This is a genomic window from Nocardiopsis sp. CA-288880, assembly GCF_050955985.1.
GTDB lineage: Bacteria > Actinomycetota > Actinomycetes > Streptosporangiales > Streptosporangiaceae > Nocardiopsis > Nocardiopsis tropica.
The window spans coordinates 1,717,773-1,730,274 of record NZ_CP192105.1; the positions used below are offsets into that span (position 1 = coordinate 1,717,773).

Below are 12,502 nucleotides of genomic sequence, written 5' to 3' on the forward strand. Positions count from 1 at the left end.
TCCGTCGGCGGCCCCGGGCGTGCCCCGGAGCGGGAACGTCCGCCCGTCCCGCCGTCCCGCCACTCCGCCGCTCGCGTCGGCCGGGCTCAGTCCCGGGCGGCCGCGACCAGGGCCCGCGCGAGGCGGTCCGCCTCGCCGCCCTCGGGGAAGGGGGTGCCGGTGGCCAGGCGGACCAGGACCGCCCCGGACAGCAGGTCGGCGACCAGCGGGGCGCGGTCGGGGTCGGAGACCTCCCCGCGCGCGGCGGCGCGGGCGAGGACCTCCCGGACCAGGGTCGTCCGCTGCTCCAGGAGCGAGCGCAGGACCGCGGCGCCCTCCCCGTCCCGGAGGGCGTCGGAGAGCGCGTGCCGGGCCAGGGCCTGGAGCGGAGTCCCGCCGAACACCCCCTGGACGACGCCGACCGCTGCGGTGAGGTCGCCCTCCAGCGACCCGGTGTCGGGCACCTCCATCCGGTCGGCGCCGACCTGCCCGGCGACGGCCGCCACCAGGTCCCGCTTGGTCGGGTAGCGCCGGAACACACTCGTGCGCCCGACCCCCGCCCGGGCCGCCACCTCGTCGAAGGTCAGCCCGAATCCGCGCTCCACCAGCAGTTCCAGCGCCGCGGCGCGGATCGCCTCGTCCACGGCCGGATCGGGACGGCGGCCGCCCCTGGCCCCATTTCCCGCGGTGCCCATGATGCTTCCTCCCGGGCCTTGACAGCAGTAGAGGTACTCGTAGTATCGGTACTCGGAGTTCCGGTACCCAGAGTACCGGAAGAGGCGTACCAGCCGCCGCGCCCCCCGAGGAGCACAGCCATGAGCGTCACCATCGTCGGAGCGGGGCCCACCGGCCTCATGCTCGCCGGAGACCTGGCCGAGGCCGGGATCGACGTCCGGGTCCTGGAGAAGCGCGCCCGGGAGACCGGCCCCGACCGCGGGTTCGCCGTCCACGCCCGCGCCCTCGAACTGCTCGACGTGCGGGGGCTCGCCGACACCCTCGTCGGCCAGGGCTTCCCCGTCCCCGAGGTGCGCGTCGCCTTCGGAGACGGCCGCGGGCTCACCCTCGACATGCGCCACCCCGAGAGCCGCTTCCCGTTCGTCCTCATGGTCCGGCAGAACCGTACCGAGGCCCTCCTCCGGCAGCGGGTCGAACGGCTCGGCGTGCCCGTGGTCCGGGGCGCCGAGGTCACCGGGCTCGCCCAGGACGAGGACGGCGTCGACCTCACCGTCCGCACCGCCGACGGCGAGCGCACCGAACGGGCCGGCCGCGTCGTCGGAACGGACGGCGCGCACAGCACCGTCCGGGAGCTTTCGGGGGTGCGGTTCGGCGGCCACGGCTACGACACGCGCATCCTGCTCGCCGACGTCCGGCTCGGACGGGAACTGCCGCCGGCGGTCAACCCGTTCGTCGGACCCGACGGCGTCGCCCTCCTCCCGCCCTACGGCGACGGCTGGTACCGCGCCACCGTCTGGGACCGCGCCCGCCAGGACGCCCCGCCGGGCGGACCGGTCGACGCGGAGGAGGTCGCCGAGTCCCTCCGGCGGCTCTCCGGCGGCGCCGTGGACGTCGCGGAGGTGCGCTGGTCGGAGCGCCTCCTCAGCGAACGCCGTCAGGCGAGGGACTACCGCGTCGGCAGGGTCCTGCTCGCCGGGGACGCCGCGCACGTCCACTCGCCCATGGGCGCCATGGGCACGAGCGCCGGCCTCCAGGACGCGGCCAACCTCTCCTGGAAGCTCGCGGCCGCGGAGAAGGGGTGGGCCCCCGCCTGGCTCCTCGACTCCTACGAGGCCGAGCGCCACCGGGCCGGCCGCGCCACCCTCCGCCTCAGCGACATGATCCTGCGCGCGGCCGTCGCCCCGGCGCCCGTGCGCGCGGTGCGCTCCCGGGTGGTTCCGGCGCTGGCCGGCGTCCACGCGTTCGCGGACAGGGTCCGCCTGCGGCTCGCGGGGCTCGGCCACTCCTACGAGCTCCCCGACGGCCTCACCGTCTCCGACACCACGGGCACGCGCGTGGACGACCTGCCGCTCACCGTCGAGGGCCGGCCCGCGCGGCTGTACGAGCTGATGGACGGCGTCCGCTTCACCCTGCTCGACGCCTCCCCCGGCGGGGCCGCGGCCGAGGCGGCCCTGCCCTGGGCGGACCGGGTCCGGATCCTGCGGGTCAGGGGCGACCTGCCCGGCGGGGCGGAGGTCCTCCTGGTGCGCCCCGACGGCTACGCCGCGTGGGACGACGCGCACCCCGACGCGGAGGAGGAGCGGACCGTGCTCCGGCAGTGGGCCGGAGCGGAGGCGGGCGGGCCGCGGCCCTGAGCCGGCGGTCAGACCCGGGCCGACGAACGCCGGAACGCGACGCCCTGGCCCACCACCAGGCCGGCCGTCGCCACCGCGTACGCCCACCAGAGCGGTTCCAGCCCGCCTGCCCCGGCCAGGGGTACCGACACCACCGCCATCAGGCCGTAGCAGGCCGCGAACGCGTACAGCGAGGGCCGCGGGTCCTTCAACCCCAGCAGGGCCATCCCGGGGAACGACTGGAGTGCGTCCGCCACGACCACGGCGAACAGCACCGGGACCAGGGCCGCCACGGTCGAGGCCACCTCCGGGTCGCCGGTGAGCAGGGCCGCGAACGGTCCGGACAGCGCCCACACGGCCCCGATGGCCGCCGCGACCACCGGGACCGCCACCGCGTAGCCCGCCAGGACCGTGCGCCGGACCCCGTCCCGGTCCCCCCTCCCGGCGGCACGCGCGACGAACGGCACACAGGCCTGGCCCGCCGCGGCCGCGGGGAGGAACGCGAAGGCGGCGATGACCACGAGCAGCTGGTGGGCGGCGGCGTCCGCGGCGCCGACCCGGGCGACCGCCAGCGCGAGCACGCTCAGCGACCCGAACTTGACCAGCAGCGTCGCCCCCGAGGGCAGGCCCACCCGCGCGATCTCCACGACGTCGGCCCAGCGGGGGAGCCCCGCCCGGACCCGGTGCCCCCGCAGGACGGTCCGGCGGCGCGAGGCGTACAGGGCCAGGGCGACCGTGGCGGACCCCTCGGCGAGCGCCGACACCCCGGCCCCGGCCAGCCCCAGCGCGGGGAGCGGGCCGGCGCCCAGGACGAGGGCGGGCGTCAGCACCACTGCGAGGACGGTGCCGACGAGGCTCAGGACCAGCACGGAGCGGCTGTGGCCCAGCCCGATGAGGAGCACGGTCAACGACGCCCTCACCGACGCCGCGACCACGAACAGGCCCATGAGCACCGGGTACGGGCCGAGCGCGGCGAGGGTCGGGGCGGCCACGCCGATCAGCCGCCCCCACAGCGCAGTGGAGGCGACCAGCAGCCCGCCGGGCGCTCCCAGGAGCAGGGCCAGCCACAGACCGCTCCGGACCACCGGGGCCAGGGAGGCGGCGTCGCCCTCGTTCTCGGCGATGAACGGCATGGACCCGCGCAGAGCTCCCTGCACCGCCGTCAGCGCCGGGTTGGCCACCGTGACGACCAGCGCGTACGCCGCCAGTTCGGCGGTGCCGGAGTTGCCCAGCACCGCGGCGGTCACCATGCCGCCCGCCGTCGTCGCGAGCATGGAGAGGTAGAGGGGGAGGGCCTTGCCCGCGATCCCGCGGGTCAGGGCCCCGACGGTCGGGGAGGCCTCGCGGCCCCCGCCGCCCGGAGAATTCGCCGGCATGTTCTCTCTCCCGGGGTGTCGGTGAACGCCAAGAAAAGTAGCGCCTCCGGCCACGAAAGGAGGAACCGCAAAAAGGCGACCTCCGATATCAGAGGACATTTTTCCCGCCAAGGGCGAACAGGGGCAGAAAACGGTCCGGGGCCGCTCCGCCGACGGGGGAGTTGGTAGCTTTGACCCCAGTGCACCCGTGACGCCCCGCCCCGTCCGGGGAGGGGCGCCCGACGAGGAAGGCGGTCCTCCGTGGCCAGGACGCGTGTGATCTGGGCGAAGAAGCTCCCGGAGGTCTACAGCAAGCTGGACGAGATCGACAAGGTCATCGCCGGCCACCTGGAGGGGAGCCTCCTGGAGCTGGTGAAGCTGCGCTCCTCGGTGATCAACGGCTGCTCCTTCTGCGTCGACCTGCACACCCGGGTCGCCCTCAAACAGGGGGAGACCCAGCGGCGGCTGTTCCTCGTCTCCGCCTGGTACGAGGCGGGGGCCGTCTTCACCGACGCGGAGCGGGCCGCCCTCGCGCTCACCGACGAGATGACCCGCCTGGGCGAGCACGGGGTGTCCGACGAGACCTACGACGCCGCCGCCGAGCACTTCGACGACCAGCAGCTGGCCGCGCTCATGTCCGCGATCGCGATGATCAACCTGTACAACCGGCTCGCGGTCACCAGCCACCTGCACCCGCCCGCGAACTGACCGGGCGGAGGGCGCGGGCCGGCGGCCCAGGCCGCGTGGTCCGGGCCCTTCCGCGGAAGGGCCCGGACCACGCCCGATCCCCCTCTCGCTCCGCTTCCACCTGCGCATTTCCCGCACCCCCGGCCGTGCCGCCCGGGGCGGACCGCCCTGTTTATCCGAGGTTTTATCGGAAAAACAAAGGGCGAAGGAGAATATCCGCGCGGCAGGGGAAATGATAAAGTCCGGTGTGTTTCAGGTCACAGTGTCAGGACGACCGCCAGGAGCACGCATGCCCCCCACTGTCCCCACCGACCGAACCCTTCCGAGCCTGCTCGCGCGCACCGCGGCCGAGCACCCCGAAGCGCCCGCGCTGTCCTGGCGCGGAACCGGAGCCCCGGACGGACCCCCCGGGTGGTCCACGCTCACCTGGTCCCAGGTACGCGACCGGGTCGGCGAGCTCACCGAGGGCTTCGCCGCCCACGGCGTCGAACCCGGCGACCACGTCCTGCTGATGATGGGCAACCGGCCGGAGCACTGGCTCTGCGACCTCGCCGTGGTCCACGCGGGCGCCGTCCCCACCTCCGTCTACAACACCGCCGCGCCGGAACAGGTGGCCCACATCGTCCGGCACAGCCGGGCCCGGCTCGCGGTGGTCGAGAGCGCCGCGACCGCGGCCGCCTGGGAGCACCTGGTCGCCGACCCCGGCACGCCCCTGGCGACCCTGGTCGTGGTCGAGGGAGCCGACACCGGGCGCGGCCACACCCCCTACGGGCACCTGCTCGGCGCCCCGGCCGGCGCCGCGTTCGGACGGTGGCGGGACCTGGACCCCGACGACCTGCTCACCGTCCTCTACACGTCGGGGACGACCGGGGACCCGAAGGGCGTGGCGATCACCCACAGCGGCATGCTCGCCAACGCCGCCGCCCTGGACGCGGTCGTGGACCTGCCGGAGTTCCCCGACCACATCTGCTACCTCCCGCTGGCCCACATCGCCGAGCGGGTCCTCGGCATCTACCTCCCGGTGCTGCGCGCCTCCCACGTGTGGATGTGCCCGGACCCGGGGGACGTGGTGGGCGTCCTCCGGGCGGTGCGCCCGCCCCAGTTCTTCGGCGTCCCGCGGGTGTGGGAGAAGCTGGCGTCGGCCCTGCGGGCGGGGATCGCCCGGCTGCCGGCGGAGGGGCGCGCCGCGGTGGAGGAGGCGACGGCCGTCGCCACCGAGCACGCGGAGGTGCGGGAGCGGGGCGGCCGGGTGCCCGCCGAACTCCAGGAGCGCTTCGACGAGGCCCGGGCGCAGGTCTTCCGGCCCCTGCTGGCCGGGGTCGGCCTGGACCGGGTCACCTGGGCGTCGAGCGCGTCGGCGCCCATGCCGATGGACGTCGTGCGGTTCTGGGCCGGCCTGGGGATCCTGGTCATGGACGCCTGGGGACTGACCGAGTCCGTGGGCGTGGCCACGGCCAACGCCCCCTCCTCGGGGTTCCGGCTGGGTTCGGTGGGCCGCCCCATCGGCAGTGTGGAGCTGCGCCTCGCCGACGACGGCGAGATCCTGCTGCGGGGGGAGTCGGTGTTCGGCGGCTACCTGGGGCCGGACGGGCGGATCCTGCCCGCCGCCGACGCGGACGGGTGGTTCGCCACCGGCGACGTGGGGCGCCTGGACGAGGACGGCTACCTGTGGATCACCGACCGCAAGAAGGAGCTGATCGTCACCTCCAACGGCAAGAACGTCTCGCCGGCCCTCGTGGAGAACACGCTGAAGGAGCATCCGCTGATCGGCCAGGCGTACGCCCACGGCGACCGGCGGCCCTACCTCGTGGCGCTGCTCGTGCTGGACCGCGAGACGGCCCCGGTGTGGGCCGAGGCGCGGGGCATCGACACCGGCGGGGACTGGGAGGCGCTGGCCGCCCACCCGGAGGTGGCGGCGGAGCTGGGGCGCGCGGTCGAGGCGGCCAACAGGCGGCTCAACCGGGCCGAGCAGGTCAAGTCCCACCGGTCGCTCGCCGAGGAGTGGGGGCCGGACACCGGTGAGCTGACGCCGTCGCTCAAGCTCCGGCGGCGGGTCGTCCGGGAGAGGTACGGTGACGCGCTGGCGGCGCTGTACGGGGACTGAGCCGTCGGGCGTGCCCCGGGCCGCGCGCCCTCCCGGGGCGGAGGACGGGGGCCGCCGACCCGGGGCGGGCCGCTCCGGGGGCGGCCGAGGGGCACCGCTCCCCGGGGGCCGCGCGGGAGCGTGTGCCCGCCTCCTCCGGCAGCGGGCGCGGACGCGCGGAACCGCCCCCGTTCCGCGGAACGGGGGCGGGGGCGGCCGCGCTCAGGAGCCCTGGCCCGTGGTCCGCTGCCCGCCGGTGTGCTGCTCCGGCGAACGCGTCGGGCGCGGCGCCTCGTGGGACGCCCGGTAGCCGCTGCGGTAGACGGCCTCGTCGGACCGCGGGGACGCGCCCCCCGCCCGGGTCGGCCAGCCCGCGGTCAGCCCGAAGATCACCAGGATGTCCACGGCGATGGCCACCATCGACCACAGGGGCATGGCCACCACGAAGGCCAGCTGCGCGAGGGCGTTCAGGGAGGCGAGGACGATGCCGAACACCCGCGCCCAGGTGCGGCCGGACAGCACGGCGGCGCCTGCGGCGACCATGACCACGCCCCACAGCCCGAGCAGGACGCCCCAGGACCCGTACTCGAGGAAGAGCATGTCCGTGCCCGTGGCGATGTAGAAGTCGGGGGAGAACAGCGCCACCATCCCCTGGATGATGTTGACCGCCCCGATGACGATCAAGAGTGTGGCGACGAAGAACTGCCAGCCGTTGGCTGCCTCTGTCCGCATGTCGGCTCCTCACCGGCCGCCCGGGCGCCCGGGGTGCTGCCGGTCCGGGCCGGGGCGGCCCCTCGGGTGTCCCTGGCGTGTGCGCGGGCCGCGCGCCGCCCCTCCATGATCCGCCCCTGCCGGTCATCGGTATCTCACTGTTCGTACCCGATAGGGCAAATCTCCCGTGTCGCGGAGGGGCGGGGACGGGCGTGCTCCGCACAGGGGTAAGGTGGTTTTTACGTAGTTACGGAATTTCGAATTATCTGGGGGCGTGGTGGACCGAACGACCGAGCAGCGTCTGGCCGACCTGGAGGCCCGGGTCGCCGAACTGGAGGGCCGGGCCGGGGCGGCGCCCGCGCAGCCCGGGGGAGGCGGGGGCGCGGAAGGCGCGCCCGGGGGAGCGTTCTTCGCCCTGGAGGCGCTCCGGGGGCACGCCGCGGGGCGGGGGGCCGTGGTCTTCGCCGGCATCGTCCGGGACGGGGACGGCGAGGACGCGATCGAGTGGCAGCAGGGCCTGCCCGTGGACCGGCTGGCCGGGGCCGACTGGTCCCGCGCGGCCTCCGTCCTCGACGCCCTGGGCCACCCCGTCCGGCTCAACCTGCTGCACGCGGTCTGGGAGGGCACGGGGACGGTGGCCGGCCTGTCCGAGCTCTCCGGCTTCGGCACCACCGGCCAGATCTACCACCACGTCAACCTGCTCGTGGCGGCCGGATGGCTCACCACCGTCCGGCGCGGGCACTACATCGTCCCCCCGGAGCGGGTCGTCCCCCTGCTGGCCGTCCTCACGGCCGCGGGCGGTGCCTCCTGAACGCCGCGGGAGGAGGGGGCGCGGAGGGGCGCGGGCCCGGCGTCGCGGCCGCCTGCGCCGTGGCCGTCCTGGTCCTGCTGCTCGGGTTCGCCGTGCGCCCGCAGGTCCCGTCCCTGTCGGACCGGGAGTCGGGGGATCCCGGCCTGCTCGACCGCGCCCGCCCCCTGCTCGCCGCGGACGCGCGCGAGCGCGCCAGCGTCGTGGTGATCGACGGAGACCGGACCCGCGTCGCCCACTTCGGCGCCGACGGCGGCACCGTCTACGAGATCGGCTCGGTGACCAAGGGCATGACCGCCCTCCTCCTGGCCGACGCCGTGGAGAGGGGCGAGGTCGCCGAGGACACCGAACTCGGCGCGATCCTCGACCTGGGGGACGCGCCCGCCGCGTCGGTCACCCTCGCGGAGCTGGCAAGCCACCGCTCCGGCCTGCCCCGCCTCCCCACGGGCCTCGCCGAGACCGTCGGCACGGCCGTCGCGGCCTACCGGGGGAGCGATCCCTACCGGGCCGACCGGGCCGCGCTCGTCGCCCAGGTCGCGGCGGCCGGGACGGAGGGCCGCGGCGAGGTCGCCTACTCCAACATGGGCGCAGCCGTCCTCGGCCAGGCCGTGGCCGAGGCCGCGGGGACCGACTACCGCACCCTGCTGCGGGAGCGGCTCCTCGACCCGGTGGGCATGGACGCGACCACGCTGCCCGTCACCCCGGACGGCCTCCCCGAGGACGCGTCCGTCGGACACGGTGCCCGGGGGCGCACCGCCGATCCGTGGACCTCCCACGCCTACGCCCCGATGGGCGGCGTGCGCTCCACCCCCGGGGACATGGAGCTCCTGGCCCGCGCCCTGCTGGAGGGGGCCGTCCCCGGCGCCGACGCCATGGAACCGCGCTGGGACGCGGGGGACGGCGGCGAGGTCGGCCTCGGCTGGTGGATCGACGACCACGACGGAACCGCGGTGACCTGGCACAACGGCGGCACCGGCGGGTTCTCCTCGATGTTCGCCCTGGACCGGGAGGGAGGCCGGGCGGTCGTCGTCCTGGCCGATTCCTCCCTGCCGGTGGACGACATCGGCCTCACCCTGCTCCTGGAGGACGCGTGACAGCCTGGCTCCCCCTCGTCGTCGGCGCCGCCCTCGTCGCCTGGCTCGCCCTGGACGCCGCGCTGATCGCGCTCCGCGGCTGGCGCGGCAGGGGCCGCCTCCGCTTCGCGGACCGCTGGGACGCCCTGTCCCGTGCGCTCCACCTCGCCGCGACGGCCCTCCTGCTCCTCGTCGTCGTGCAGTGGGGCCACCTGCCCGGGGCCCTGTGGTGGCTGGTGGTCCTCCCGGTGGCGGCGGCGCTGTCCGGCGCGGCGTTCCGCTGGCCTGAGCTGCCCCGGCGCGGCGAGGACGGGGCGGCCGGCACGCGCAGGGCCTCCGCGGCCGGCGGCGCGGTCCTCCTCGTGCTCGGGCTCGCCCTCGTGGTGCTCGTGTGAGCCGGGGCGCGGGCGCCGGACCGCGTTGCGGGCAGACCGGTCCATGACCTGCCGGGGTCGCCCGCACGGGACGACCGCGCGCCGGGGACCGGCGCGCGGTCGCGCTCCCTGCCGGAGGTCGTCGTCGCCGACGAGATCGCCGACCGGGACAAGGGGGTCGGCGCGGCCCCCGCGCTCCCCGCTCCGGCCGTGCCCGTTCCCGTCCGGCTGCGGGGCGGGGGCGGTGGCCTCCCGGAGCGACCGGGCCCGCCCTGAAGGACAACGAGTTGTCTACACGCGTCGTTGACCATCGAAGGGCTATGCTGCCCGGATGGCACTGCGCAACGCTGTGATGGCCGCGCTGCTGGACGGCGCGGCGTCCGGATACGACCTGGCGAAGAACTTCGACGCCTCCGTGGCCAACTTCTGGATGGCCACCCCCCAGCAGCTCTACCGCGAGCTGGACCGGATGGAGGCGGACGGGCTGATCGACGCCGTCGTCGTCCGCCAGGAGAGGCGCCCCGACAAGCGGGTCTTCTCCCTGACCGCCGCCGGGTACCGGGCACTGCGCGAGTACACGGAGCGCAGTCCCCGCCCCGCCGCCCTGCGCGACGAACTCCTCGTCCAGCTCCAAGCGGTGGACGCGGGCGACGCGGACGCCGTCCGCGCCTCCGTCGCCGAGCGGGTCGCGTGGGCGCGCGGCAAGCTGGCCCGCTACGAACGCCTGCGCCTGCGACTCCTCGACGGGCGCACCGAGGACGAGCACGTCGCCCGCGCCGAGCGGATCGGCCCCTACCTCACCCTCCTGGGCGGAATCTCCCTGGAGGAGGAGAACATCCGCTGGGGGGAGAGGGTGCTGGCCCTCCTCGACCGCCGGGCCGCCGCCGTGGACGGGAGCCCCGCCGCGGGCTGACCCCGCGGCCCACGGCACCGCCTCCCGTCCCCCTCCGGGGGCCGGGAGGGCCTGCTGCGCCTGGGATAGCGTGTCCAGCACTGTCGCCCACGGCACCGAGGAGCACACGATGAACGTCGAACACAGGGACATCGAGGTCAACGGGGTTCGGCTGCACGTCGCCGAGCAGGGGAGCGGCCCGCTCGTGCTGCTCCTGCACGGCTTCCCCGAGACCTGGTACTCCTGGCGCCACCAGTTCGATCCGCTCGTCGGGGCCGGGTACCGGGTGGTCGCCCCCGACCAGCGCGGCTACGCCCGCAGCGACCGGCCCGAGGACGTCGCCTCCTACACGCTGCCGCACCTGGTCGGCGACGTCGTCGGCCTGATCGCCGCGCTCGGCGAGAAGGAGGCCGTCCTCGTCGGGCACGACTGGGGCGCCCCCGTGGCCTGGGCCACCGCCATGATGCGGCCCGACCTCGTCCGCGGCGTCGCGGGACTGAGCGTCCCGCCGTTCCCGCCCGCGATGATGCCCGCGCCCTCGGCCAACCGCCACATGTACGGGGAGGGCTTCTACCAGGTCTACTTCCAGGAGCCCGGGCGCGCCGACGCCGAACTGGCCGCCGATCCCGCCTCGTTCATGCGCCGCATCCTGGTCGGCGCCTCCGGCGACAACCCCGAGACGGACGAGCCCCGCCTGTGGACGGTCCCCGAGGGCGGGACGCTCCTGGACGCCCTGCCGCCGGCGGACGAGCTGCCCTCCTGGCTCACCGAGGAGGACGTGGCGGCCTTCGCCCGCGACCACGCGGCGCACGGGGCCCGGGCCTTCACCGGCGGACTCGACTGGTACCGCAACACCGAGCGCAACCAGGAGCTCATGGCCCCCTTCCAGGGGCGCGGCATCGACGTCCCCGCGCTCTACATGGTGGGGGACATGGACCTGGTGACCGTCATGCGGGGAATCCCGGAACTGCGGGAGGTCCTGCCCCTGATCGCCCCCCGGCTGCACGCGGACGTCACCCTGCCCGGCTGCGGCCACTGGACGCAGCAGGAGCGGCCGGACGAGGTCAACGCGGCCCTCCTGGACTTCCTCGCCCACGTCGAGGCGGAGGGCGGGGCGGAGTAGCCGGCGCCCTCCCGGCCCGGAGGAGCGGCCGGGGCGGCGAGGGCGCGGGCAGCGCCCGGCGGCTCGGGGGCGGCACGCCGCGGCGTGCCGCCCCGGCCCCGGGAACGGGTCAGGCGGTGTAGGCGCCGGCGAGGGAGCGCAGGACCTGGGAGCAGCCCGCGTCCACCGTGAGCGCGGCCACGCCGTCCGCACGGGTCTCCCCCCTGTTCAGGACCACCACCGGCTTGCCCTGCTCGACGGCGCGCTTGACGTACCTGCGACCCGAGAAGACCGTCAGCGACGAACCCGCCACCAGCAGGGCCGACGCGTCGTCCACGAGCCGGTAGCCCTCCATCACACGCGGCTTGGGCACGTTCTCGCCGAAGTACACGATGTCCGGCTTGAGCATGCCCCCGCAGGCCCCGCAGTCGGCCACCCGGAACCCCTCGGTGGACGCGAGGACCGCGTCCGCGTCCGGCGCCACCTCGACGTCGGCGACGCCGTCCGCGAAGCCGGGGTTCAGGGCGGAGAGTCGCTCCGCCAGGCTCGCCCGGCTGACGACCTCGGAGCAGCCCAGGCAGACCACCCGGTCGTAGCGGCCGTGCAGGTCGACCACCCTCCGGCTGCCCGCAGCCTCGTGCAGGGTGTCCACGTTCTGCGTGATGACGGCGGACACCGCGCCCGCCGCCTCCAGGTCGGCCAGCGCCCGGTGCCCGTCGTTGGGCCGGGTGCGGTGCACGTGGCGCCAGCCGACGTGGTTGCGGGCCCAGTAGTGGCGGCGGAACGCGGCGTCGCCGACGAACTGCTGGTACGTCATCGGCTTGCGCGGCGGGGAACCGGGGCCACGGTAGTCGGGGATCCCGGAGTCCGTGGAGACACCCGCCCCGGTCAGCGCGACCACCGGGCCCGGGCCCAGGGCCTCGCGCATCCGGGCCGCCGCGACCTCGGGGTCGACGGAATCGAGTGTTGTCGTCACCCCTCGAGGGTACGCGGCCGGCCGGAGCGGACCCCGGCCGCCCGCGCGTCCCCTGCGGGCGCCGTCCCGGACCCCTCCGTCCCGGTCCGGGCGGCGGGGACCGTGCGGCCTCGCAGGGCCCCGGCCCCCGGGGCCGCGGCGCCGGGCCGCCGTGCGGGCGGCCCGGCGGACGGG

12 protein-coding genes are annotated in these 12,502 nt (G+C 75.8%); 8 read left to right on the forward strand and 4 right to left on the reverse strand.

Going from position 1 to position 12,502, the window contains the following annotated elements; genetic code table 11:
• Positions 1-86 precede the first annotated feature (86 nt).
• A complete protein-coding gene (locus ACQPYD_RS07530) occupies positions 87-674 on the reverse strand; it encodes a TetR/AcrR family transcriptional regulator (RefSeq protein ID WP_267948738.1) in 588 nt (195 codons plus the stop codon).
• A 120-nt stretch (positions 675-794) separates the two neighbouring features.
• On the opposite strand from ACQPYD_RS07530, the gene ACQPYD_RS07535 reads away from it, so the two are divergent.
• Positions 795-2,288: an FAD-dependent monooxygenase gene (locus ACQPYD_RS07535; protein WP_433700350.1), complete on the forward strand. Its 1,494-nt coding sequence runs from the start codon at positions 795-797 to the stop codon at positions 2,286-2,288.
• A gap of 8 nt (positions 2,289-2,296) precedes the next feature.
• Here ACQPYD_RS07535 and ACQPYD_RS07540 read toward each other — a convergent pair whose 3' ends face one another.
• Positions 2,297-3,643, reverse strand: a complete 1,347-nt coding sequence (locus tag ACQPYD_RS07540; RefSeq protein WP_433700351.1) for an MATE family efflux transporter — start codon at positions 3,641-3,643, stop codon at positions 2,297-2,299.
• A 240-nt stretch (positions 3,644-3,883) separates the two neighbouring features.
• On the opposite strand from ACQPYD_RS07540, the gene ACQPYD_RS07545 reads away from it, so the two are divergent.
• The gene (locus ACQPYD_RS07545; RefSeq protein ID WP_267948740.1) at positions 3,884-4,330 is read left to right on the forward strand and encodes a carboxymuconolactone decarboxylase family protein; all 447 of its coding nucleotides are present in this window, start codon (positions 3,884-3,886) and stop codon (positions 4,328-4,330) included.
• A gap of 268 nt (positions 4,331-4,598) precedes the next feature.
• Positions 4,599-6,413, forward strand: a complete 1,815-nt coding sequence (locus ACQPYD_RS07550) for an AMP-dependent synthetase/ligase (protein WP_433700352.1) — start codon at positions 4,599-4,601, stop codon at positions 6,411-6,413.
• Between the two features lie 201 nt (positions 6,414-6,614).
• Here the strand turns inward: ACQPYD_RS07550 and ACQPYD_RS07555 are convergent, their stop codons facing one another.
• Complete coding sequence (locus ACQPYD_RS07555) at positions 6,615-7,124, reverse strand: DUF7144 family membrane protein (protein ID WP_433700353.1); 510 nt, start codon at positions 7,122-7,124, stop codon at positions 6,615-6,617.
• Positions 7,125-7,380: 256 nt separating this feature from the next.
• Between ACQPYD_RS07555 and ACQPYD_RS07560 the strand changes: the two genes are divergently transcribed.
• From ACQPYD_RS07560 to ACQPYD_RS07580, 5 genes are all read left to right on the forward strand, one after another.
• Positions 7,381-7,914 (forward strand): ArsR/SmtB family transcription factor, encoded by a 534-nt coding sequence (locus ACQPYD_RS07560; protein WP_433701983.1) that lies wholly within the window; start codon positions 7,381-7,383, stop codon positions 7,912-7,914.
• Positions 7,915-7,973: 59 nt separating this feature from the next.
• A complete protein-coding gene (locus ACQPYD_RS07565) occupies positions 7,974-9,005 on the forward strand; it encodes a serine hydrolase domain-containing protein (RefSeq protein ID WP_433700354.1) in 1,032 nt (343 codons plus the stop codon).
• A complete protein-coding gene (locus ACQPYD_RS07570) occupies positions 9,002-9,379 on the forward strand; it encodes a hypothetical protein (RefSeq protein ID WP_433700355.1) in 378 nt (125 codons plus the stop codon). Before ACQPYD_RS07565 ends, ACQPYD_RS07570 begins: the two co-directional genes overlap by 4 nt.
• A 310-nt stretch (positions 9,380-9,689) precedes the next feature.
• Positions 9,690-10,271 carry a PadR family transcriptional regulator gene (locus tag ACQPYD_RS07575; protein WP_433700356.1) on the forward strand — a complete coding sequence of 194 codons (582 nt, stop codon included), beginning with the start codon at positions 9,690-9,692 and terminating at the stop codon, positions 10,269-10,271.
• Between the two features lie 109 nt (positions 10,272-10,380).
• Positions 10,381-11,373 carry an alpha/beta fold hydrolase gene (locus tag ACQPYD_RS07580; RefSeq protein WP_433700357.1) on the forward strand — a complete coding sequence of 331 codons (993 nt, stop codon included), beginning with the start codon at positions 10,381-10,383 and terminating at the stop codon, positions 11,371-11,373.
• Positions 11,374-11,482: 109 nt separating this feature from the next.
• Here ACQPYD_RS07580 and ACQPYD_RS07585 read toward each other — a convergent pair whose 3' ends face one another.
• Positions 11,483-12,328 carry an NAD-dependent protein deacetylase gene (locus ACQPYD_RS07585; protein WP_433700358.1) on the reverse strand — a complete coding sequence of 282 codons (846 nt, stop codon included), beginning with the start codon at positions 12,326-12,328 and terminating at the stop codon, positions 11,483-11,485.
• Between the last annotated feature and the right edge of the window lie 174 nt (positions 12,329-12,502).